The following is a 21,662-nucleotide window of genomic DNA, read 5'->3' on the forward strand; positions in this document are numbered from 1 at the left end:
ATTAGGCACGGCTGTACTCGGGTCGTAACGGTCCGTGGCCCTAAGCCTTACGGCCGAGCGGCTTCTCATACCAAGCGACGTCCCAGTACGAGCCGAACTTCCTGCCGACCTCCCGGTAGGTGCCCACATGACTGAAGCCGAAGCGGGTATGGAGACGGACCGAGGCTTCGTTGGGAAGGGCGACACCCGCGTACGCGCGGTGCAGATCCTCGTCCGCGAGGGCCTCGAAGAGGGACTTGTAGAGGAGCGTGCCGATGCCGCGGCCGCCCGCGTCCGGGGCGCAGTACACCGTGACCTCGACCGACGTGTCGTACGCGGCCTTCGGGCGGAACGGGCTGGACGTGGCGTATCCGAGGATCGGGCCGAAGGTCCCCTCTCCGCGCTCCTGCGCAACCAAGAGGCGGTACGGGCCGTCTTCAGGATGGGAGAGCAGCCAAGGACGTCGCTCCTCCGGAGTGAAGGCGACCGTGTCGAAGGTGATCGGCGTCTCACGTACGTAGTGGTTGTAGAGGTCTGTGAGTGCTGTGAGGTCGTCATCGACTCCTGGCCTGACCTGCACCTCTGTGAGGTTTGACATCAATCGCCTTCCCTTTGGCGGCCGCGTGGCGGCACAGGGTACTGCATGATCACAAAAAAGAAGGGGCGGCTTGGGAATTCTGTCCGGATTCCAGTCGTTGTTTCCTACGGATGCAGGGCACCCGGGAGGGTGTACGAGCCGTCCGGCCCAGCCGACCTACCATCGCAAGGGAGCACGCATGGCAACCCGTGCCGTAGCCCGTCGTAAGTCCGCCGCCTCCGGCGAGACTGATGCGGCACGCAGTGTTCGCGCCGTAGGCGGGGAGATCGCCGACCGCGACCTGGTCGGTATGTACCTCGACGAGATCGCGCGGACACCGCTGCTCGACGCCGCAAAGGAAGTCGATCTCTCCCAGACCATCGAGGCGGGCGTGTACGCCCAGCAGATCCTCGACGGGGAGGTCTCCGACAGCGAGACCGCGGGCAAGGCGTCCCGCGAGGAGCTCGAGGCGCTGGTCGCCGAGTCGGAGAAGGCCAAGGACATCTTCATCCGGTCGAACCTGCGGCTGGTCGTGGCGGTCGCCCGCCGTTACCCGCGCAGCGGCCTCCCCCTGCTCGACCTGATCCAGGAGGGGAACGCGGGCCTGGTGCGCGCGGTCGAGAAGTTCGACTACCGCAAGGGCTTCAAGTTCTCCACGTACGCGACGTGGTGGATCCGCCAGGCCATCACCCGCTCGATAGCCGACCAGTCCCGCACCATCCGCCTCCCCGTCCACCTGGTCGAGGAGCTGGGCCGTATCCGCCGAGTCCAGCGCGAGTTCAACCGGAAGAACGGGCGGGACCCCGAGCCCACCGAGATCGCCGCCGAGCTCGACACCAAGCCCGAGCGCGTCGTGGACGTCCTGGACTGGGCCCGCGACCCGGTCTCGCTCAACATGGCGGTGGACGACCAGGGCGAGACGCAGTTCGGCGACCTCCTGGAGGACACGTCGGCCGTCTCTCCCGAGCAGTCCGTGCTGACGCTGCTGCGCTCCGAGGAGCTGGACGACCTGATCGGCCGGCTCGACCAGCGCACCGCGTCCATCATCAAGATGCGGTACGGCATCGACGACGGGCGTGAGCGGACGCTGACCGAGGTCGGCAAGGAGCACGGTCTGACCCGCGAGCGGATCCGGCAGATCGAGAAGCACGCGCTTCTCGAACTGAAGAAGCTGGCGCGGGACACGGGGTTCGACGCCGCGGCGTGACCCTTCGAAGACCAGGTCATCGGGCGGCCCGCACCTCATCGTGCGAGCCGCCCGACCTTTTTGCGCCGTGTCGCCGGGTGCGACCAGCCCCCGCCGGCCCGCACCCGGCGACGCGTCACACGGGCCCGCTGGAAGCAGCCCGCGTCATCCGCGCCCCCATGTCCCGTACGGCCACGACCAGTTCCTCCGGCCCCCGGACCTGGAACTCGAACCCGGTCATGGCGAGGCGTACCGCCATCCACTCCACCGGCCCCGACGCGGTGGCCCGCAACCGGCATCCCCCGCCCGGCACCGGCTCCGGCCGTCCCACCGCCGGAGGCACCCGCGCGGCGACCTCCTCGGCCGGCGCCGCGAACTCGACGTCCACCTCGTAGGCGGCGCCGCCCCGCGACTCCATCGACCGGCGCAGATACTCCGCCGCGTCCCCTTCCGGCACCTCCCGCGGAGCGAACCGCGCCCCGGTGGCGAACGGCTCCGAGACCCGGTCGACCCGGAACGTACGCCACGCGTCGCGATCGATGTCGTACGCCACCAGGTACCAGCGGTGCCCGGTCGACACCAGCCGGAACGGTTCCACCAAGCGGCGCGTCTCCGAGCCGTCGGCCGCGCGGTAATGGAACCGGAGCCGCTCCGTGCCGGCCGTGGCCGACGCGATCACCGTCAGCGTTCCGGTCGCGATGGTGGGGCCGTCGCCCCAGGTCAGCGGGATCGTGGCGGCCTGGAGCGTCGCGACGCGGTGCCGCAGCCGCGACGGCAGTACCTGTTCCAGTTTGGCCAGCGCCCGCACCGACGCCTCCTCGACGCCCTCCACCGCGTGCCCGGCCCCGGCCCGCAGGCCCACCGCGATCGCCACCGCCTCCTCGTCGTCGAGGACGAGCGGCGGCAGCGCCTTGCCCGCGATCAGCCGGTAGCCGCCGTCGGCGCCCATCGAGGCCTGGACCGGATAGCCGAGGTCGCGCAGCCGGTCGATGTCCCTGCGCACGGTGCGCCGGGAGACCCGCAGCCGCTCGGCGAGTTCGCCGCCGGGCCATTCGCGCGGGGTCTGCAGGAGGGAGAGGAGTTGGAGCAGCCGGGCCGGGGTGTCCGTACTGTTCGTCGTCATGTCCCCAGGATGCCGCCCGAGTAGGACATGACCTGACCTAGATGGCCCCTACGCTTCTTTCATGACCTCACCGACCACCCCGGCAGCAGCACCGGAGCCACCCGCGGCAAACGCGACCGACGACCGTCGGCGCTGGTTCGCGCTCGCCATCGTGATGACGGCGGCGTTCATGGACCTCGTCGACGTCACGATCGTCAACGTCGCCCTGCCCACCATCCAGCACGACGAGGGTGCCAGCACCGGGCAGATCCAGTGGATAACCGCCGGGTACGCGCTGGCCTTCGCGGCGCTGCTCATCACCGGCGGCCGGCTCGGCGACATCTTCGGCCGCAAGCGGCTGTTCCTTCTCGGCATCACCGGGTTCACCGTGGCCTCCGCGCTGTGCGGTTTCGCCGCGAACCCGGAGATGCTCGTCGCCTCCCGCATCCTCCAGGGCGGTATGGCGGCGCTGATGGTGCCGCAGGTCCTGTCGATCGTGCACGCGACGTTCCCGGCGCACGAGCGCGGCAAGGTCTTCGGTCTGTTCGGCGCGATCGTCGGCCTCGGCGCGGTGACCGGACCGCTGCTCGGCGCGCTGCTCACGGAGTGGAACATCGCGGGGCTCGAATGGCGCCCGATCTTCCTGATCAACCTGCCCGTCGGCATCGCGGCCCTGATCCTCGGCTCGCGCGTCATCAGCGAGTCCAAGGCCCCCAGGGCGCTGAAGCTGGACCTGGTCGGCGTCGTGCTCGTCACCCTCGCCATGCTGGCCCTCGTCTACCCGCTGACCCAGGGCCGGGAGAACGGCTGGCCGGTGTGGGGCTACGTGATGATGGCGGCGTCCGTCGTGATCGTCGCCGTGCTGATCGCGTACGAGAAGGCGAAGACGCGGCGCGACGGATCGCCGCTCATCGAGCTGTCCCTGTTCAAGGTCAAGAGCTTCGCGGCGGGCATCGCCGTGCAGACCGTCTTCGGTGTCACCACCGGCATCTTCTTCCTCACGTGGACGCTCTACATGCAGCTCGGCCTCGGCTGGAGCGCGTTGCGGGCGGGCCTGACCGGGGTGCCGTTCTCCATCGCCGTCTCGGTCGCGGCCGGTATGTCCGTGCAGAAGCTGGTGCCGCGCTTCGGCCGCAAGGTGCTGCAGGCGGGCGCGCTCACGATGGCCGCCGGTGTCCTCGTCTACGTATGGGAGTCCGGGCACTACGGCCTGGGCATCGCCTCCTGGCAGATGGCCCTGCCGCTCGTCGTGATGGGGATCGGCATGGGCCTGATCGTCGCCCCGCTGACCGACGCGGTGCTCTCCGAGGTGCCGCGCGAGCACGCCGGTTCGGCGTCCGGGCTCATCAACACGGTGATGCAGATGGGCAACGCGCTCGGCCTCAGCCTGGTCTCGGTGATCTTCTTCAACGTGGTCGAGGACCACGCGAAGCAGGGCGCGGGCAGCACCGCCTTCATCGACGGATTCCACAGCTCGCTGCTGTGGTCCGCGGGCATCCTGGTCGGCATCTTCCTGCTGATGTTCGCCCTGCCCCGCAAGGCCTCCGGCGGGGTGGGCGAGACGACGGCCGTCGCCGACGGGCGTGACGAGGACGAGCGCGAGCCCGAACTGGTCGGCTGAGCGCGACAGCTCGGCCGAGCGGGACAGCAGCTCAGAACTGAATGTCTGTTTGTGTCCGCGAGATGCCCGAACCTGTTTACTTTCCCGAAGTCCAGTCGTAATCTCGGGGTGAAGTCACAGGTTCGGGCACACTCGCAGATGAAGGCACAGGTAAACGGGCATGTACGCACCGGAGCGCCAGCAGGAGATCCTCCGCCTCGCCCGCGACGGCGGCCGGGTCGACGTGCTGTCGCTGGCCGAGGTGTTCCAGGTGACAGCCGAGACCATCCGGCGTGACCTGAAGGCACTGGACCGGGCCGGTCTCGTACGCCGCGTGCACGGCGGCGCCATCCCGGCCGGGCGGCTCGACTTCGAGCCCGACCTCGCCGAGCGCGAGGGCACCGCCGCCGACGAGAAGGACCGCATCGCGCGCGCCGCGCTCGCCGAACTGCCGGCCGAGGGCAGCGTCATCCTGGACGCCGGTTCGACGGTGGCCCGCCTCGCCGCCGCCCTCCCGCTGGAGGCCGAACTCACCGCCGTCACGCACTCGTTGCCCACCGCGGCCCGGCTCGCCGACCACCCCGGCATCCAGCTCCACCTCATCGGCGGCCGGGTCCGCCACCGCACCCGCGCCGCCGTCGACGCCTGGGCGCTGCGCGCGTACGGCGAGATCCGCGCGGACGTCGCCTTCCTCGCGGCCAACGGATTCTCCGCCGCGGCCGGCCTGACCACCCCCGACCTCGCCGAGGCCGCCGTGAAACGCGCGGCCGTCGCCGCGGCCCGCCGGGTCGTCCTGCTCGCCGACTCCGGCAAGCACGGCCAGGAACACTTCGCCCGGTTCGGCGACCTCGCCGACGTCGACCTGCTCATCACCGACACCGGCCTCGCCCCCGAGGACGCCGCCGCGATCGAGGCGGGCGGCACGGAAGTGATCCGCGCATGAGCCCCACCGGCCCCACCGGCCCCACCGGACGCATCAGCACTCCTCGCACGGAAACGGCGCCACGCGGCATGATCCTCACCGTCACCCCCAACCCCTCCCTCGACCGCACCTACGAGGTCCCCGGCCTCGACCGCGGCGAGGTCGTGCGCGCCACCGGCGAACGCATGGACCCGGGCGGCAAGGGCGTCAACGTCTCGCGGGCCGTCGCCGCCGCCGGCGCCCCCACCCTGGCCGTGCTCCCGCTGGGCGGCGCCCCCGGCACCCTGGTCGCCGACCTGCTGGACGCCCAGGGCATCAAGGTCGCCCCGGTCCCCGTCGTGGGCCAGACCCGGTCGAACATCGCGCTCGCCGAGCCGGACGGCACGCTCACGAAGATCAACGCCCCGGGCCCCGAACTCACCGCGCAAGAAGCCGAAGCGCTGCTCTCCGTCGTCGGTGAACAGGCGCGGCTCGACGGCGGCGCCGACTGGATCGCCTGCTGCGGCAGCCTCCCGCGCGGCCTCGCGCCGTCCTGGTACGCCGAGTTGGTGGCCCGCGCGCACGACGCCGGCGCCCGTATCGCCCTCGACACCTCGGGGCCCGCGCTCCTGGCGGCCCTGCGCGAGCGCCCCGACGTCGTGAAGCCGAACGCCGAGGAGCTCGCCGGGGCCGTCGGCCGCTCGCTCGCCACGGTCGGCGACGCGGTCAAGGCGGCCGAGGAGCTGCGGGAGTTGGGCGCGGCGGCCGTGCTCGCCTCGCTCGGCGCGGACGGACAACTCCTCGTCGACGCCGCGGGCACCTGGTTCGCGAGCGCCCCGGTCGACGCCGTACGCAGCAACGTGGGCGCCGGCGACTCCTCCCTCGCCGGATTCCTCATCGCGGGCGGCGAAGGCCCCGCGGCGCTGGCATCGGCGGTCGCCCACGGCGCGGCGGCGGTACAGCTGCCGGGCAGCGCCATGCCGACACCGGCGGACCTGGACCCGGACGCGGTGACGCTGACGGCCGAGGTGCCGCACGATCGCCCTCTCAAGGAACCGGTGACGTGATGAACAGCCCCGCCAGGGGCGCGCGGAACCGCGCGCCCGGCCACGACGAACCTGCACCCGCCATGACTGGACACACCCAGCAGCCGCGTAGGCAAAGGAGCCCGCGATGACCGCCGAGATGATCACCGCGGACCTGGTCGACCTCGACCTGTCCGCCCAGACCAAGGACGAGGCCGCCCGCTCGCTCGCGGAGCGCATGGTCGCCCGGGGCCGGGTCACCGACCTGGACGGCTTCCTCGCCGACGTCGCCGCCCGCGAGGCCCAGATGCCGACCGGCCTCGACGGCGGCATCGGCATCCCGCACTGCCGCAGCGCCCACGTCACCGAGCCGACGCTCGCGTTCGGCCGCGCGCCGCGGGGCATCGACTTCGGCGCGCCGGACGGCCCCGCCGATCTGATCTTCCTGATCGCGGCACCGGCCGGGGCGGACGACGCCCACCTCACGATCCTCTCCTCCCTCGCCCGTCAGCTGATGGACGAGGAGTTCAAGGCGGCGCTGCGCTCGGCGACCGACGCCGGGCAGGCGGCAGCACTGATCCGCGGCGAACAGGCGGCTTTGGAAGGGAGCGGGGGCGCGGGGGCAGAAGGGGCCCCGGCCGCCGAGCCCGAGCCCGAGCCCGACGCGACGAGCGCCTCCGCGGCGCCCGGCACGTTCAAGATCGTCGCCGTCACCTCCTGCCCCACCGGCATCGCCCACACCTATATGGCGGCCGAGTCCCTGGAGAACACGGCCCGGGAGACCGACGGCGTCGAGCTGGTGGTCGAGACGCAGGGCTCCGCGGGCTTCACCCGCCTCGCTCCCGAGGTGATCGCCGCCGCGGACGGCGTGATCTTCGCCCATGACGTCCCGGTCCGCGAGAAGGCCCGCTTCGCCGGAAAGCCCACGGTCGACGTCGGTGTGAAGGCCGGCGTCAACCGCCCCGCCGAACTCATCAAGGAAGTACGGGAAAGGGCATCCCGCGGCGAGACGACCGCCCCCGGCACACCCTCGTCATCCACACCTGTGGACAACTCCGGTGAATCCACGGACGGTTACGGGGCGAAGCTGCGCAAATGGCTGATGTCCGGCGTCAGTTACATGGTGCCGTTCGTCGCCGCCGGCGGGTTGCTCATCGCGCTCTCCTTCGCGCTCGGCGGCTACAAGATCGCCAATACGGAAGTCCAGTCGCTCATCGACAGCTTCAACTGGGGCTCCACGCACAGCTGGGCAGCTTTGATGTTCTGGACCGGCCAGGCGGCCTTCGCCTTCCTGGTGCCGGTACTGGCCGGGTACATCGCGTACGGCATGGCGGACCGGCCGGGTCTGGTCCCTGGTTTCGTAGCGGGCTCCATCGCGGTCACGATCAACGCCGGCTTCCTCGGCGGACTGGCCGGCGGTCTGATCGCGGGCGCCGTGGTACTGGCGATCCAGCGGATCAAGGTGCCTGACGTGCTGCGCGGTGTCATGCCGGTGGTGGTGATCCCGCTCTTCTCGTCGGCGGCTGTCGGCTTCCTGATGTTCGCGGTCGTGGGGCACCCGATCGCATGGGTGCAGACCCGTCTGACGGACTGGCTGGGTTCGCTGTCCGGCTCGAACGCGATCCTGCTCGGCATCGTGCTCGGCGTGATGATGGCCAGCGACTTGGGAGGCCCCCTCAACAAAGTCGCGTACGCCTTCGCCGTCGGCGGCCTTGCCACTCCCAACGACGGCTCTCTCAAGGTCATGGCCGCGGTGATGGCGGCAGGTATGGTCCCGCCGCTGGCCATGGCGCTGGCGACGACGGTCCGCCCGAAGCTGTTCACAAAGACCGAGCGGGAGAACGGCAAGGCGGCCTGGGTCCTCGGCGCGTCCTTCATCAGCGAGGGCGCGATCCCGTTCGCCGCGGCCGATCCGATCCGCGTGATCGTCCCGTCGATCGTCGGCGGTGGCGTCACCGGTGCGCTGTCGATGGCCTTCGACGCGACCCTGCGCGCCCCGCACGGCGGCATCTTCGTGGTCCCGCTGATCGGCAACGCGTTCCTCTACCTGCTCGCCATCGCCGTCGGTGTCTGCGTCTCGGCCGCCCTGGTCGTCCTCCTGAAGGGCATGCGCAAGGCGGCGCCTTCGACGGCTCCCGACGCTGCCGACGAGCACGCACCCGGGGCGGCCGAGGCGAAGGTTCCGGCCGCCGCATAAGGCGCGGGAAGCCGGAACTGTCCGTTGCTGCGAGATACGTCACGGTCCGGGACCAAAGGCCCGGACCGTGGTGTTCACTGGAGCGCATGCCTGAGCATGTGTCGGTCTTTCAGCAGATAGCCCTGGTGATCCTCGCGGTCGCCACGGTGGCATGGGTGGTCGGTCTGGTGCGGCTGGTGCGCGTCGTCGCCTTCGCCGCGCCGCAGCCGCCCCGCCTGCCGATGGGCGCGCTGCCGGGGCAGTCCCAGGCGCCCGCCCTGGAGTCGGTCCCGCTGACGGCCGACGAACAGGACGCCTTCGCCGGGCTCGTGCGCCAGTTCAGCCGACGCTGAGACGCGCCTTCCGCGTCCCCCCGCGGGGACTCAGGCTCTCGTCCGGCGCGTCGCCGCCCGCAGCTCGATCGCCGCGCGGGCCGCCTCCTGGGTCGGATAGACCTCGCACATGTGCCGCCCGTCCGGCGTCGCCGTGTGCTCGACCTCCCAGAGACTGACCTCGCAGCCGTCGCGCAGCAGGAACGCGTGCTCGTACAGCGCGAATCCCTGGCTGACCCGGCGGCCGAAAGCCTGCGTGATCTGATGCGCGCACGCCTCCCGCAGCAGCCTGGCCGTGCCCGGCCCGGGGCGGGTCGCCGCGTCCGGGTTCTCCGCGCGGCGCAGCAGCCGACGGGCGTGGTCCACGGAGCTGTCCGGGTCGGCGGGGCCGAAGCGGCGCCGCTCCGGCGGGACCATCGGAAGCTGCAGGGGTGCGATGGGGACCTGGAGATCGAAGTCCGGAGTGGCCTCCGGAGGCAGCGGCAGCCGGCCCGTCGCCAGGTGCAGCTCGTCCTCCGTGACGTAGACCTCGTGCTGCTCCCTGCCGTCCCGGCCCGTGTTGTGGACCAGCTCCCAGAGAGTCAGGGCGTTGCCGTCGGCGAGCAGCCAGGTGTGCCGGTACGTCTCACGGTGCCGGCCCGCGCTGTGGTGCGCCGAGTGGAGGGAACCGGCGTACGCGAGCGCGCTGTCGAGCAGGAGCAGCGTCTCGTCCGGCAGTTCGAAGGAGTTGAGCGTGCGGCCGAGGAGACGAGCCAGGTGCTCGTCGGGTGACGTGGGGGCCGTGGCCGACGCGGACGACAGGGCGTCGAATTCGTAGTCGTGCGGAACGCTCAAGGCACCTCCCGGCATTGCTGCATGTCACCTTGTGGGTGCATACCGTAGCCCCTACATCCGACATCATGTCCGTGAAATCGCAAACAGGGAACGGGATTTGGGAAACCTGCTTACACAACGTGTGGGCCGCGCGGGAGGTTCCCGTGCGGCCCATGCCGTTCTGTGCTGGTGGAGGGGGCGTTGGTGGAGGGTCAGGCGGCGCTGTCCGCCGTCCACTGGCTCCAGCTCATGTTCCAGCCATTGAGGCCGTTGTCGGGGGCGATCGTCTCGTCGTGGGAGTTCTTCATGACCACGACATCGCCGACGAGCGAGTTGTCGTAGAACCACTTGGCGGTCGTGTCGCCGCCCGCGCCCTTGACGTCGCGCATGCCCACGCAGCCGTGGCTGGTGCCCTGGGCGCCGAAGATGCCCGGCGAGCTCCAGTAGTTGCCGTGGATGAACGTCCCGGACTGCGACAGGCGCATCGCGTGCGGCACGTCCGCGATGTCGTACTCGCCGCCGAAGCCGACCGTCGAGCCGTTCATCCGGGTCTGCACGAACTTCTCGGAGATCACCATCTGGCCGTTGTAGGTGGGGTGCGCGGTGCTGCCCGTCGAGACGGGGACCGTCTTGACGGTCTGCCCGTCGCGCACGACCGTCATCTTCTGGGTGTTCGCGTCGACCGTGGAGACCTGCTTGCGGCCGACGGTGAAGGTGACCGTCTTGTCCTGCACCCCGTGGACGCCGTTCGCCCCCTCGACCCCGTCCAGGGCGATCTTCATGGTGACCTTGGAGCCGGCCTTCCAGTACTCCTCGGGCCGGAAGTCCAGGCGCTGCGTGCCGAACCAGTGGCCGGCGACCTGCTGCCCGCTGCTGGAGGTGACCGTGATGTGCGACTGCACGGCCTTCTTGTCGGTGATCGCCTTGTCGAACGTGAACGACACCGGCATGCCGACGCCGACCGTCGACCCGTTGTCCGGCGTGTACGTGCCGATGAAGCTGTTCGCTGACGAGACCGTCGTGAAGATCGAGTTGGCGGCGGCCGTGTGACCGTCCGCGTCCTTGGCGGTCGCGGAGAGGCGGTACTTGGTGCCGCGCTCCAGCTGCTCCTTCGGCTTCCAGTTCGCACCGCTCGCGGCGATGGTGCCCGGGACCTGCTTGCCGGACGCCGATTCGGTCAGCTTCACGTCGGTGAGCTTGCCGTCGCTGACCTTGACCCCCGTCGCGTTGATGGACGCGCCGGTGGAACCGTCCTTGGCGGAGAGGGTGATCTGCGGGGCGTCCTGAGCGCCGCCCTTGCCCGCCTTGTCGTCGTCGGCGTTGGCATTGCCACCGCAGGCCGTGAGGGTGAGTGCGCCGAGGGCGAGAGTGGCGCACGCGACGGCCATGTTCTGCCTTCTCACGGTCTGCTCCTTCTGTGGTGTTGCAGTTGATTGATCCGGTAATTGATCCGGTACGGGGAGAGAGCCCCAGGCGACCGGAGAGGTTCCTTCCGTTTGCTGTGAAGGGAGACACAGGGACAGTTCTGTTACGCAGGTGAACGCGCTGTTACGTAGGCGAGGGCGCCGCCTCCGGACGGCCGTAGAGGTCGCTGTACGACAGGAACGTGCCGCCGGGCCCGCGCACCGACTCCGCCGCGCGCACGGCCCGCACGATCGCGCGCGTCACCAGGTCCGCGCCGGCGGCCAGGATCTCGTTCAGGGCGAGGGGGTTCGCGGCGTCCAGCGGGCGGGCGCCGGTGGCGAGGGCGAAGACCGTGTCACCGTCGTTGAGCAGGTGCACGGGCCGCACCGCGCGCGCGATCCCGTCATGCGCGGTACCCGCGACCTTCTGCGCCTGAGCACGGCTGAGGTCGGCGTCGGTGGCGACGACGGCGAGCGTGGTGTTGAGGGCCGGGGGCGTTCGTCCTCCGGCGGCGGGGTCCGAGGGGGGCGTGGCGGATCCCGAGGGAGGTGTGGCGGGCTCCGCGAGGGGGGCCGGGCCATTGGCGGTGGTGGCGTCGGCCAGGCGTTCGGCGGCCGCTTCGTGGAGTCCGGGCGAGGGGTACGTCACCGGACCGCGCCCCGCGAAGAACTCCCCGTACAGCGCCCCGGTCGCCGGATCCAGCGCCGAGCCCGCCGCGTTGGCGACCACCAGCACGCTCACCGTGATCCCGGAACCGAGCACGGTGGACGCGGTGCCGATACCGCCCCGCAACGCCCCGACGAGCGTGCCGGTACCCGCGCCCACATTGCCTTCCTGGACGGGGGAGTGCGGGTCCGTCGCCGCGGCGGCCGCCACCGCGGCGCGGCCCGTGACGGCGTCGGGACGGGCACGCCAGTCGCCGCCCCGGCCGAGGTCGAAGACGCAGGCCGCGGGCACCACCGGGACGACCCGCTCGGGCCCGTCGACCGGAATCCCGCGCCCCTGCTCCTCCAGCCAGGCCATCACCCCGGACGCCGAGTCGAGCCCGTACGCGCTGCCGCCGGTCAGCACGATCGCCTCGATGCGCTGCACCAGATTGCGCGGGTCGAGCGCGTCGGTCTCCCGGGTGCCGGGGCCGCCGCCGCGCACGTCGACGGCGGTGACCGCGCCACCCCGGGGAGCGAGCACGACGGTGGTGCCGGTCAGAAATCCGTCCCCGGTAAGAGTGGCGTGGCCGACCCGCAGCCCCGCCACGTCGGTGAGGGCATCGTTGTACGTCGTCATGCGGCATGCGTACCACGGGGGTTGAGCCCGGCTCTGGTCTCGCGGGGCGGCCCGGTCGGACCCGTTGAACCCGCGCGGCCCCCCAGGGCCCTTCTGACGGATCCCCGCGGCGTCGCGGCTTCCGGCACGCACCCTCGCCGCACGGCGCAATGGGATGGGTGGCTCCGCCACATGACCCTTCACACCGCACACCGAGGGCACGCACCGAACGCCGCTCCTTCTCCCACGGAGATCCATCAGAAGGGCCTAGACCTGCTGGGCCGGCCCGGTCCGCGTCTCCCGCGCGCTCCCGGCCGACAACGTCACGCCCACCGCCACCGTGAGCGCCGCCACCAGTCCCGCCGCGAACACCGCCCAGCGCCCGGCGAACGTGCAGACCAGCACCAGCAACGCGCTCACCGGCAACGTCAGTTGCTGCGCGATGCCCACCTTGAAGTACCGCGCGTGCAACGCCCACACCGTCAGCAGGAACACCGCCGAGGGGATCGTCACGGCCGCGGACGCCGCGGTCGTGGAGAGGTGCGCCTCGCCGACCGCCTGCTCCACGGCGACCTCGAGGCCCGCACCGATCGCCGCCGCCGACGCGAAGACCAGGTAGTGGCCGTAGCCCCACAGGAACGCCTGCCGGGGGCTCCGCAGCCGGTCGTGGATCGGCACTCCGAAGTAGATCCACCACGCCGCGAACACGATGAGGACACCGCCGGCCGCGATCGGCAGCAGCTCGCCGAGCGCGTCGTTCTCCTCCACGCCGGACTTCACCGCGACCGTCGCCGCGGCGATCGTCTCGCCGAGCACGATGATCGTGAACAGGCCGTACCGCTCGGCGATGTGATGCGGATGCCACGCCGTCCGACGGTGCCTCTCGGCAAACACCGGTACGCACATCTCCAGGACCGCCATCGCCAGGAACACCCAGTTCCGCGCGCCGGACGGGGTGAACATCATCGCGACCCAGCCGACCTGGCAGAGCAGCACCCCGCCCGCGTACCGCAGCGCGACGGTCCGCTCGGCGCCGCTCGTCGACTTCGCCGCGCGCAGCCAGTGCGCCGCCATGGCGAGCCGGATGATCAGGTAGCCGAGCACGACCACCGTGAAATCGTCCGCGAAGGCGCGCGAGACCCCGGCCGCGAGCACCAGCACACCGGCGATCTGAACGAGCGTGACGACCCGGTAGAGCACGTCGTCGTTGTCGTACGCCGACGCGAACCAGGTGAAGTTCATCCACGCCCACCAGATGGCGAAGAAGACCCGCGCGTAGTCGATCACGCCGTCGCCCGCGTGCCCCTCCGCGATCGCGTGCACGAGCTCCACGCCGCCCTGCGCCACTGCCACCACGAAACAGAGGTCGAAGAACAGCTCGAGCGACGAGGCGACGCGGTGCTTCTCGTCCCGCCCCCTCTCCTTCAAGCGGCGTATCGGGGAGCGGTGGGATGAGGTGAGCTGCGCGGGTTCCGGGCCGGGCGCGGCGGGTGTGGCAGGCGTGGACGTCATGCGGCAAGCACAGCAGACGGGGCGGCACGACGCGCGACCCACCCGGGCCGGACCGGTGGCGTGCGAAGGCGGCCGCATTCTTGTGAATGCGTTCACAAGTGGTCCTGGGTCGAAAGTCCTTGAGGAAAGACCAGGTCAGAGCAGCTATTGTCCGTCGCTTCGGAGCGGCACAGGGCCCAAGGGTCCCGAACTCAGGACCATTGCGGCCCGCCGGGCCGGCCCGCCCGGAGTCCAATGAATACGTAGCGAAGAACGCCACAGACCGGTCGAGCAGATGATGGGGAAGGTGTCGGCGATGACTGCCACTCCCGTGGAGAAGACGGCGCACACAGAGGCCCGGGAAGGCGAAACCCGGGACGGTGGAGCCTGGGACGGCTTCCAGGGAGGCCTCTGGCGGGACGCCATCGACGTCCGCGACTTCGTCCAGCACAACTACACCCCGTACGAGGGCGACGGCTCCTTCCTCGCCGGCCCGACCGAGCGCACCACCGCCGTGTGGGACAAGCTCCTCGGCATGTTCCCGACGGAGATCGAGCGCGGCATCTACGACGTGGACGCGCGGACCCCGTCCCGCATCGACGCATTCGAGCCCGGCTACATCGACGGCACCCCCGCCGACCACAAGGACCTCATCGTCGGCCTCCAGACCGATGCCGCCCTGCGGCGCGCGATCATGCCGAACGGCGGCTGGCGGATGGTCGAGGGAGCCCTCAACGCCTATGGCCACGAGGCCGATCCCGCGGTCCGCGAGATCTACACCCACCTCCGCAAGACCCACAACGAGGGCGTCTTCGACGCCTACACCCCCGAGATCCGCGCCTGCCGCTCCTCCGGCATCATCACCGGCCTGCCCGACGCCTACGGCCGCGGCCGCATCATCGGCGACTACCGCCGCATCGCCCTCTATGGCGTCGACCGGCTCATCGCAGCCAAACAGGCCGACAAGGACGAGGCCGGCGCCCGGTGGGCCACCGAGCACGTGATCCGCGACCGCGAGGAGATCTCCGAACAGATCAAGGCGCTGAACGAGCTCAAGTCGATGGCCCTGACGTACGGCCACGACATCTCGCGCCCGGCCACCACCGGCCGCGAGGCCGTGCAGTGGCTGTACTTCGGCTACCTCGCCGCCGTGAAGGAGCAGAACGGCGCGGCCATGTCGATCGGCCGCATCGACGCCTTCCTGGACGTCTACCTCCAGCGGGACATCGCGGCCGGCCGCATCACCGAGGAGCAGGCCCAGGAGTTCATCGACGACTTCGTCATCAAGCTCCGCATCGTCCGCTTCCTGCGCACCCCCGAGTACAACGACCTCTACTCCGGCGACCCGACCTGGGTCACCTGGTCGATGGCCGGCATCGGCGAGGACGGCCGCCCCCTCGTCACGCGCACCACCTTCCGCGCCCTGCAGACCCTCTACAACCTCGGCCCCGCCCCCGAGCCGAACCTGACGGTCTTCTGGTCGCGTGACCTCCCCAAGGGCTTCAAGGACTTCGCCTCCCAGGTCGCCATCGACACCTCGGCCCTCCAGTTCGAGTCCGACGATCTGATGCGCCCCAAGTACGGCGACGACACCGCCATCGCCTGCTGCGTCTCCGCGATGGCAGTCGGCAAGCAGATGCAGTTCTTCGGCGCCCGCGTCAACGTCGCCAAGGCGCTCCTCTACGCGATCAACGGCGGCCGCGACGAGAAGACCGGCAGGACCGTCGTGCAGGGCTTCGCACCCATCGAGGGCGAGTACCTGGACCACCCGACCGTCGCCCGGCAGTACGACGCGATGCTCGACTGGCTGGCCAAGACGTACGTGCACGCGCTCAACGTCATTCACTACATGCACGACAAGTACGCCTACGAGCGCATCGAGATGGCGCTGCACGACCAGGAGATCCTGCGCACCATGGCGTGCGGCATCGCGGGTCTCTCGGTCGCCGCCGACTCCCTCTCGGCCATCAAGCACGCCAAGGTCAAGGTCGTCCGCGACGAGACCGGCCTCGCCGTCGACTACGAGATCGAGGGCGACTACCCGGCCTACGGCAACAACGACGACCGTGCCGACGAGATCGCCAGGTCCATCGTCCACGGTTTCATGGAGAAGATCCGCAAGCACCCGACGTACCGCGACGCCGTGCACACCCAGTCGGTGCTGACCATCACCTCGAACGTCGTCTACGGCAAGAAGACCGGCAACACCCCCGACGGCCGCCGCGCCGGCACCCCCTTCGCCCCCGGCGCCAACCCGATGAACGGGCGCGACGAGCACGGCTACATCGCCTCCGCCCTGTCGGTCGCCAAACTGCCCTACGACGACGCCGAGGACGGCATCTCGCTGACCAACACGATCACGCCGGACGCCCTGGGCCGCACTCCCGCGGAGCGGATCGGCAACCTCTCCGGAGTCCTCGACGGCTTCACGGCCAGTGGCGGCTTTCACATGAACGTCAACGTCCTCGACAGGACGACCCTCGAGGACGCCATGGAACACCCGGAGAACTATCCGCAGCTGACCATCCGGGTCTCGGGTTACGCGGTGAACTTCGTCCGGCTGACGCGCGAGCAGCAGCTGGACGTCATCCACCGCACCTTCCACGGCTCCCTCTGAGCCGCACCGGAGAGGAGTCCTGCCATGACCGTGCTGCTCACCCAGAACCTGAGCCCGAACGGCGCCACCACCCCGGCCGCCGCCGCGACGCACCGCCCCACCGCGGGCTCGGTGCACTCCTGGGACCTGTCGACCGGCGTCGACGGACCGGGCACCCGGTTCGTCACGTTCCTCTCCGGCTGCCCACTGACCTGCCTGTACTGCCACAACCCCGACACCTGGCGGATGCGCGACGGCCAGCGGACCTCGGCCGACGCCGTCGTCGCGGAGGCCGCCAAATACACCCGGTTCATCGAGGCCGCGGGCGGCGGCGCCACCGTCAGCGGCGGCGAACCGCTCCTCCAGCCCGTGTTCGCCGGTGAACTCCTGCACCGCTTCCAGCACGAGCTGGGCCTGCACACCGCCCTGGACACCTCGGGCTTCCTCGGCGCGCGCGCCACCGACGCCCTGCTGCGCGACGTCGACCTGGTCCTGCTCGACATCAAGTCCTGGGACCGCGCCACCTACAAGAAGGTCACCGGCCGGCCCCTTCAGCCCACCCTCGACTTCGCGCGCCGCCTCGCCGACCTCGGCAAGAACGTCTGGGTGCGCTACGTGCTCGTCCCCGGCCTGACCGACGACCCGGCCGACATCGAGGGCGTCGCCGCCTTCGCCGCGTCCCTGGGCAACGTCTCCCGGGTCGACGTGCTGCCCTTCCACAAACTCGGCGAGGCGAAGTGGGAGGCGCTCGGCAGGACCTTCACGCTGCACGACACCCCCTCGCCCGCCCCCGGGCAGATCGCCGCCGCCAGAACGATCTTCGAGGCCCACGGCCTCACCGCGATCTGAGCCGCGATCTGATCCGCAGCCCGAGTCGCGGTCTGATCGGGGGGACGCCCCCGCGACGTACCCTGGAGGCATGAGTACCGCCCCCGGCCCCGAGCCGCGCGACCCCAAGGCCGCGCTGATCTTCGACGATCCGCTGACGGCCCAGTCCGCCGACGACACGGACCGCGGATGGGGCGACCGGCCGGCGGCCGGCGACAACAGCGCCGCCGACCTGGCCCGCTTCCTCGACGAGAAGCCGCCCCACCACGTGTGAAGCGCCGCCAGTCCCTGTCCGGCACGGACTAGGCCTCGGTGGACCCGGTTCCCGTCCCCGGCCCGGAGCCACGCTGGGCCACGAGGACGTCGCGGATCTCCTTGAGGACCTCCAGCTCGGAGAGCTCCAGCACTTCCTGCGTACCGTCCTTCGCGGCGTCCTGCGCGGCCTTCCTTGCCAGGTACTTCGCCATGGGCAGCACCATCAGGAAGTAGACGACCGCGGCCGTGATGACGAAGCCGAGCGCCGCGCTGAGGACCGAACCCCAGAGGATCTCGATGCCCTCGTCCGCGGTGCACGGGCCCTTCAGGCAGGACTTGTAGCCCTCCAGGTCCTTGGTGCCGAAGGCGCCGACGATCGGGTTGATGACCCCCTTCACCACCGCGTTCACGATGTTGGTGAACGCGGCGCCGATGACGACCGCGACCGCCAGGTCGATCACATTGCCGCGCATCAGGAAGGCCTTGAAGCCCTCCCACAGACTCGGTTGGTTCTTCTGGTTCTTCTCGCTCACCAGGAGGCCTTTCTTCACGTGCACAGGATGCGGAGCAATCGACTTCGCAACCTACGACAGCACGGGTCAGACCTGTCCAATTCGGTAACTCGATCGGGGGACTTGACGACACGTACGTCTCCACCGTCACCACACCGTCACCGCCAGCCGGGAGGTGGCACCGGCGCCCGCGAGCCGCGCCGCGGTGGCGCGTCCCACCGACAGCACCACCAGCGACCCGCCCGCCGTCACGGTGTCGCCCGGCAGGTCGGACGCCGCCGGATCGGACGGGGGCTCCTCCTCCGGAACGGACGTCACCCGCGCCCCCGAGGCGAGGACCCGCACCCCGGGCCGGCCGTCGGCCCGCGCCGCCACCACGTCGACCCGGTCGCCGGGCCGCAGCAGCCGCACCGCCCCCGCATCCGCGATCCGCACCGGCGCCGACACAAGGACGGCGGGCCCGCGCGCCCGCTCGCCGGGCGGCGCCTGCGCCCTCTCATGTGCACGGCCCGCGCCGGACGACGGCACCGCGGCCGCCAGCGCCGCCGCGGCCAGGACGAGGCCCGCGGCCGCGGCGGGCCCGCGCCGACGGCGCCCCGCGCGTCCCGAGCGCCACCGCGGACCCCGTACGCGCACGGGAGGGAACGAGGGCACCTCGGACGTCGGAGGAGTACTGAGCTGGGCCGGGGGAGTCATCGAGGACAAGGCCGTCACCGCCTGCGGATCGCGTCGGAACGGACGGGCACCACGCCCGTCTCGCCGACCACGATCCGCCGCCCCGCCGGATCCCGCTGAGCCCCGTGCACTACCGCGCGGTTGTGGACAACTCCCTCACCCGAAGGGGCAGTTCCGCAGCCCAGCTCCGAAAAGACAGCCGCGCCCGATCCCGCGCCCGCCTGCCCCGCGGGCCAAGGCAGTTACGGCAGCCGAATCCCCGGGTCCATCCCCCCGAGCGCCCCCGCGCACAAACAGTCCCGCTCCCCATTCGCCGGCAGCCCCGCGACCGCGTCGAACAGCACCGTCCGCAGCCGGTCCACATTCGCCGCGAACACCTCGAGCACCTCGTCGTGCGAGACGCCCTCACCGCTCTCGGCACCCGCGTCGAGGTCCGTGACGAGGGTCAACGACGTGTAGCAGAGCTCCAGTTCACGGGCGAGCATCGCCTCCGGGTGCCCGGTCATGCCCACCACCGACCAGCCCATCGCGGCGTGCCACCGGGATTCGGCGCGGGTCGAGAAGCGCGGGCCCTCGACCACGACGAGGGTCCCGCCGTCCACCGGCTCCCAGCCCTTGCCCCGCGCGGCCTTCACGGCGACCTTGCGGCCCGTCGGGCAGTACGGGTCGGCGGGCGAGACGTGCACGACGTTCGGCACGGTGCCGTCCGGCAGCGGCAGCCCGTCGAAGTAGGTCTGCGCCCGGGACTTCGTACGGTCCACGAACTGGTCCGGCACCAGCAGCGTCCCCGGCCCGAACTCCGGCCGGAGCCCGCCCACCGCGCACGGCCCGAGGACCTGGCGTACGCCCACCGAGCGCAGCGCCCACAGGTTGGCGCGGTAGTTGATGCGGTGCGGCGGCAGATGGTGGCCGCGGCCGTGGCGGGGCAGGAAGGCGACCCGGCGCCCGGCGACCTCGCCGAGGAAGAGGGAGTCGCTCGGTGGTCCGTAGGGGGTCTCCACCTGGACCTCGGTCACGTCGTCGAGGAACGAGTAGAAGCCGGAGCCGCCGATCACGCCGATCTCGGCATCGGCGGGTGTGTTCGCATTGGTCGCCATGGTCAGCACAGTAACCAAGGGCGGGAACGCCGAAGACCCTGCCGTCGGGGACGACAGGGTCTCGTAAGACGTCTCGTGGAAGGTCGCGCCTAGGCGGCGGACGACGAGCTGGAGGAACTCGACGAGCTGGACGGGCTGGAGGAACCGGAGGACGTCGACGAGCCGGACGAACTCGACGCGCCGGTCTTGGTGTCCGAGGACGACTTCGTGTCCGACGACTTCGACTCGGAGGCCGACTTCGCGGACGACGGCGCCGGGCTGCTGCTCGACGAGGAGCCGCGGCTGTCGTTGCGGTAGAAGCCCGAGCCCTTGAAGACGATGCCGACGGCCGAGAAGACCTTCTTCAGGCGTCCACCGCAGTTGGGGCACTCGGTGAGGGAGTCATCGCTGAACTTCTGCACCGCCTCGAGGCCCTCGCCGCAATCGGTGCACTGATACTGGTAAGTCGGCACTGTGTCTTCCTCCTGGCACTCTCACTCGATGAGTGCTAACGACGGTCCATAGTGACGTATTCCGCGAGATCAGTCCACTGCCACCGGCACGCGGTGACCCACGCCACGTGCCACGGTGCGCCCCGAGGGCGGCGGCACGAGCCGTGAACGCAGCAGATACATGACCCCCAGGGCCAACACCGTGCCCCCCATCGGCACCAGGAATCCGGCACCGTCCCAGAAGCGGTCCTCGAGCTGTCCGGCCACCGTCACGGCGACCGCCTGGCCGAGAGCGACCGAGCCCGTCAGCCACGTGAAGGCCTCGGTGCGGGAGCTCGCCGGGACGATCGACTCCACGAGGGTGTAGCCGGTGATCAGGGCGGGCGCGATGCAGACGCCGACGAGCAGGCCGAGCCCGGCGAGCAGCAGTACCGACTGTGCCGCCCAGAGGCCGGACGCGGTCAGGGCCAGGGCCGTGTAACCGACGAGCAGGCGGCGCTGCGGCGCGATCTTCCAGGCGATGGCGCCGCAGACGATGCCGGAGAGCATGTTGCCCGCGGCGAAGGTCCCGTAGAGCACGCCGTTGAGGCCGGGTTCGCCGATCGCCTCCGTGTAGGCGGCGAGCGAGACCTGCATGCCGCCGAAGACGGAGCCGATGCCGAGGAACGCCACGATCAGCACCCGCACGCCGGGGACGCGCAGCGCGGAAGAGTGCTCCACGCGCGCGTGTCCCTCGGGGGAGTGGGCCGACGGCGTGGGCTGCGTGCCCTTCTGCGCGGCGAACAGCAGGCCGCCGACGAGGGTCAGCGCGGCTTCCGTGATGAGCCCCGCGGCAGGGTTGATCCCGGTGCACAGGGCGGTGGCGAACAGGGGGCCGAGTACGAACGTGAACTCGTCGGTGACCGACTCGAAGGCGGCCGCGGTCTGCATCAGGGGCGAGCCCTGGAGCTTGACGCCCCACCGGGAGCGCACCATGGGCCCGACCTGGGGTGTGGAGGCGCCGGTCGGCACGGCCGCGAGGAACAGGGTCCACGTGGGCGCCCCGGACAGGGCCAGCACGGTCAGCGTGAGGCCCGAGGCGGTGTGCACGAGGACGCCGGGCAGCAGGACGGCCCGCTGGCCGAAGCGGTCGGCCAGCTTGCCTCCATAGGGCGCGAACAGCGCCATGGAGACGCCGGTCGCCGCGGAGACCGCGCCGGCGGTCCCGTACGAGCCGGTGGTGTGCTGGACGAGCAGCACGATGGAGATGGTCAGCATCGCGAACGGCTGGCGTGCCGCGAAGCCGGGGAGCAGGAACGTCCAGGCCCCGCGCGTGCGCAGCAGCTGTCCGTAGCCGGGGCGTGTGCCGGGGGTGCCGGGAACCGTGTCCTTCTGTGGCACGGTCCTCGCCTTTCTGCCGCCTGGTAGCCCGGTGGCCTC

20 protein-coding genes are annotated in these 21,662 nt (G+C 70.8%); 9 read left to right on the forward strand and 11 right to left on the reverse strand.

What is annotated here, in order from left to right; translation table 11 throughout:
- Window positions 1-40: 40 nt before the first annotated feature.
- Complete coding sequence (locus AB0J02_RS18025) at window positions 41-577, reverse strand: N-acetyltransferase family protein (RefSeq protein WP_363194656.1); 537 nt, start codon at window positions 575-577, stop codon at window positions 41-43.
- 178 nt (window positions 578-755) lie between these two features.
- Here AB0J02_RS18025 and AB0J02_RS18030 point away from each other — a divergent pair, with 178 nt between their 5' ends.
- Window positions 756-1,763 (forward strand): sigma-70 family RNA polymerase sigma factor, encoded by a 1,008-nt coding sequence (locus tag AB0J02_RS18030; protein WP_363194657.1) that lies wholly within the window; start codon window positions 756-758, stop codon window positions 1,761-1,763.
- A gap of 115 nt (window positions 1,764-1,878) precedes the next feature.
- Here AB0J02_RS18030 and AB0J02_RS18035 read toward each other — a convergent pair whose 3' ends face one another.
- Window positions 1,879-2,865 carry a YafY family protein gene (locus tag AB0J02_RS18035; RefSeq protein ID WP_363194658.1) on the reverse strand — a complete coding sequence of 329 codons (987 nt, stop codon included), beginning with the start codon at window positions 2,863-2,865 and terminating at the stop codon, window positions 1,879-1,881.
- A gap of 61 nt (window positions 2,866-2,926) precedes the next feature.
- Here AB0J02_RS18035 and AB0J02_RS18040 point away from each other — a divergent pair, with 61 nt between their 5' ends.
- The 5 genes from AB0J02_RS18040 (at window position 2,927) to AB0J02_RS18060 (ending at window position 8,899) form a co-directional block, all read left to right on the forward strand.
- Window positions 2,927-4,465, forward strand: a complete 1,539-nt coding sequence (locus tag AB0J02_RS18040) for an MFS transporter (protein ID WP_363194659.1) — start codon at window positions 2,927-2,929, stop codon at window positions 4,463-4,465.
- Window positions 4,466-4,625: 160 nt separating this feature from the next.
- Window positions 4,626-5,387, forward strand: coding sequence for a DeoR/GlpR family DNA-binding transcription regulator (locus AB0J02_RS18045; protein ID WP_363194660.1), 762 nt, complete (start codon window positions 4,626-4,628; stop codon window positions 5,385-5,387).
- Window positions 5,388-5,455: 68 nt separating this feature from the next.
- Window positions 5,456-6,412, forward strand: coding sequence for a 1-phosphofructokinase (gene pfkB, locus AB0J02_RS18050; protein ID WP_363194875.1), 957 nt, complete (start codon window positions 5,456-5,458; stop codon window positions 6,410-6,412).
- A 106-nt stretch (window positions 6,413-6,518) separates the two neighbouring features.
- The gene (locus AB0J02_RS18055; RefSeq protein ID WP_363194661.1) at window positions 6,519-8,567 is read left to right on the forward strand and encodes a fructose-specific PTS transporter subunit EIIC; all 2,049 of its coding nucleotides are present in this window, start codon (window positions 6,519-6,521) and stop codon (window positions 8,565-8,567) included.
- An 86-nt stretch (window positions 8,568-8,653) separates the two neighbouring features.
- Window positions 8,654-8,899 (forward strand): hypothetical protein, encoded by a 246-nt coding sequence (locus tag AB0J02_RS18060; protein ID WP_363194662.1) that lies wholly within the window; start codon window positions 8,654-8,656, stop codon window positions 8,897-8,899.
- Between the two features lie 30 nt (window positions 8,900-8,929).
- Here the strand turns inward: AB0J02_RS18060 and AB0J02_RS18065 are convergent, their stop codons facing one another.
- The 4 genes from AB0J02_RS18065 to AB0J02_RS18080 all read right to left on the reverse strand — a co-directional run bounded on the left by AB0J02_RS18065 (window position 8,930) and on the right by AB0J02_RS18080 (window position 13,870).
- Window positions 8,930-9,712 (reverse strand): DUF6227 family protein, encoded by a 783-nt coding sequence (locus AB0J02_RS18065; RefSeq protein WP_363194663.1) that lies wholly within the window; start codon window positions 9,710-9,712, stop codon window positions 8,930-8,932.
- 191 nt (window positions 9,713-9,903) lie between these two features.
- Window positions 9,904-11,079 carry an Ig-like domain-containing protein gene (locus tag AB0J02_RS18070; RefSeq protein WP_363194876.1) on the reverse strand — a complete coding sequence of 392 codons (1,176 nt, stop codon included), beginning with the start codon at window positions 11,077-11,079 and terminating at the stop codon, window positions 9,904-9,906.
- A 160-nt stretch (window positions 11,080-11,239) separates the two neighbouring features.
- Window positions 11,240-12,379: a P1 family peptidase gene (locus AB0J02_RS18075; protein WP_363194664.1), complete on the reverse strand. Its 1,140-nt coding sequence runs from the start codon at window positions 12,377-12,379 to the stop codon at window positions 11,240-11,242.
- A 246-nt stretch (window positions 12,380-12,625) separates the two neighbouring features.
- Window positions 12,626-13,870: a low temperature requirement protein A gene (locus tag AB0J02_RS18080; RefSeq protein WP_363194665.1), complete on the reverse strand. Its 1,245-nt coding sequence runs from the start codon at window positions 13,868-13,870 to the stop codon at window positions 12,626-12,628.
- 295 nt (window positions 13,871-14,165) lie between these two features.
- On the opposite strand from AB0J02_RS18080, the gene pflB reads away from it, so the two are divergent.
- From pflB to AB0J02_RS18095, 3 genes are all read left to right on the forward strand, one after another.
- Window positions 14,166-16,466 carry a formate C-acetyltransferase gene (gene pflB / locus AB0J02_RS18085; protein WP_363194666.1) on the forward strand — a complete coding sequence of 767 codons (2,301 nt, stop codon included), beginning with the start codon at window positions 14,166-14,168 and terminating at the stop codon, window positions 16,464-16,466.
- A gap of 24 nt (window positions 16,467-16,490) precedes the next feature.
- On the forward strand, window positions 16,491-17,294 hold the full coding sequence (gene pflA / locus AB0J02_RS18090; RefSeq protein WP_363194667.1) for a pyruvate formate-lyase-activating protein: 804 nt from the start codon (window positions 16,491-16,493) through the stop codon (window positions 17,292-17,294).
- A gap of 70 nt (window positions 17,295-17,364) precedes the next feature.
- Window positions 17,365-17,547: a hypothetical protein gene (locus AB0J02_RS18095; protein ID WP_363194668.1), complete on the forward strand. Its 183-nt coding sequence runs from the start codon at window positions 17,365-17,367 to the stop codon at window positions 17,545-17,547.
- A gap of 28 nt (window positions 17,548-17,575) precedes the next feature.
- Here AB0J02_RS18095 and mscL read toward each other — a convergent pair whose 3' ends face one another.
- The 5 genes from mscL to AB0J02_RS18120 form a co-directional block, all read right to left on the reverse strand.
- Complete coding sequence (gene mscL / locus AB0J02_RS18100) at window positions 17,576-18,061, reverse strand: large conductance mechanosensitive channel protein MscL (RefSeq protein WP_363194877.1); 486 nt, start codon at window positions 18,059-18,061, stop codon at window positions 17,576-17,578.
- A gap of 126 nt (window positions 18,062-18,187) precedes the next feature.
- Window positions 18,188-18,676, reverse strand: coding sequence for an RcpC/CpaB family pilus assembly protein (locus AB0J02_RS18105; protein WP_363194669.1), 489 nt, complete (start codon window positions 18,674-18,676; stop codon window positions 18,188-18,190).
- Window positions 18,677-18,957: 281 nt separating this feature from the next.
- Window positions 18,958-19,812 carry an S-methyl-5'-thioadenosine phosphorylase gene (locus AB0J02_RS18110; RefSeq protein WP_363194670.1) on the reverse strand — a complete coding sequence of 285 codons (855 nt, stop codon included), beginning with the start codon at window positions 19,810-19,812 and terminating at the stop codon, window positions 18,958-18,960.
- An 89-nt stretch (window positions 19,813-19,901) separates the two neighbouring features.
- Window positions 19,902-20,264, reverse strand: coding sequence for an FmdB family zinc ribbon protein (locus tag AB0J02_RS18115; protein WP_363194671.1), 363 nt, complete (start codon window positions 20,262-20,264; stop codon window positions 19,902-19,904).
- A gap of 69 nt (window positions 20,265-20,333) precedes the next feature.
- On the reverse strand, window positions 20,334-21,623 hold the full coding sequence (locus AB0J02_RS18120; protein WP_363194672.1) for an MFS transporter: 1,290 nt from the start codon (window positions 21,621-21,623) through the stop codon (window positions 20,334-20,336).
- Between the last annotated feature and the right edge of the window lie 39 nt (window positions 21,624-21,662).

Origin of the sequence: Streptomyces sp. NPDC050264 (assembly GCF_040655895.1) — a bacterium.
GTDB lineage: Bacteria > Actinomycetota > Actinomycetes > Streptomycetales > Streptomycetaceae > Streptomyces.

Coding starts and splice junctions, on each gene's coding strand:
- AB0J02_RS18080 (WP_363194665.1), bottom strand. CDS start 13,870: ATGACGTCCACGCCTGCCACACCCGCCGCGCCCGGCCCGGAACCCGCG.
- AB0J02_RS18045 (WP_363194660.1), top strand. CDS start 4,626: ATGTACGCACCGGAGCGCCAGCAGGAGATCCTCCGCCTCGCCCGCGAC.
- AB0J02_RS18035 (WP_363194658.1), bottom strand. CDS start 2,865: ATGACGACGAACAGTACGGACACCCCGGCCCGGCTGCTCCAACTCCTC.
- AB0J02_RS18060 (WP_363194662.1), top strand. CDS start 8,654: ATGCCTGAGCATGTGTCGGTCTTTCAGCAGATAGCCCTGGTGATCCTC.
- AB0J02_RS18055 (WP_363194661.1), top strand. CDS start 6,519: ATGACCGCCGAGATGATCACCGCGGACCTGGTCGACCTCGACCTGTCC.
- AB0J02_RS18095 (WP_363194668.1), top strand. CDS start 17,365: ATGAGTACCGCCCCCGGCCCCGAGCCGCGCGACCCCAAGGCCGCGCTG.
- pflB (WP_363194666.1), top strand. CDS start 14,166: ATGACTGCCACTCCCGTGGAGAAGACGGCGCACACAGAGGCCCGGGAA.
- AB0J02_RS18025 (WP_363194656.1), bottom strand. CDS start 577: ATGTCAAACCTCACAGAGGTGCAGGTCAGGCCAGGAGTCGATGACGAC.
- AB0J02_RS18110 (WP_363194670.1), bottom strand. CDS start 19,812: ATGGCGACCAATGCGAACACACCCGCCGATGCCGAGATCGGCGTGATC.
- AB0J02_RS18040 (WP_363194659.1), top strand. CDS start 2,927: ATGACCTCACCGACCACCCCGGCAGCAGCACCGGAGCCACCCGCGGCA.
- AB0J02_RS18075 (WP_363194664.1), bottom strand. CDS start 12,379: ATGACGACGTACAACGATGCCCTCACCGACGTGGCGGGGCTGCGGGTC.
- pfkB (WP_363194875.1), top strand. CDS start 5,456: ATGATCCTCACCGTCACCCCCAACCCCTCCCTCGACCGCACCTACGAG.
- AB0J02_RS18070 (WP_363194876.1), bottom strand. CDS start 11,079: ATGGCCGTCGCGTGCGCCACTCTCGCCCTCGGCGCACTCACCCTCACG.
- pflA (WP_363194667.1), top strand. CDS start 16,491: ATGACCGTGCTGCTCACCCAGAACCTGAGCCCGAACGGCGCCACCACC.
- AB0J02_RS18030 (WP_363194657.1), top strand. CDS start 756: ATGGCAACCCGTGCCGTAGCCCGTCGTAAGTCCGCCGCCTCCGGCGAG.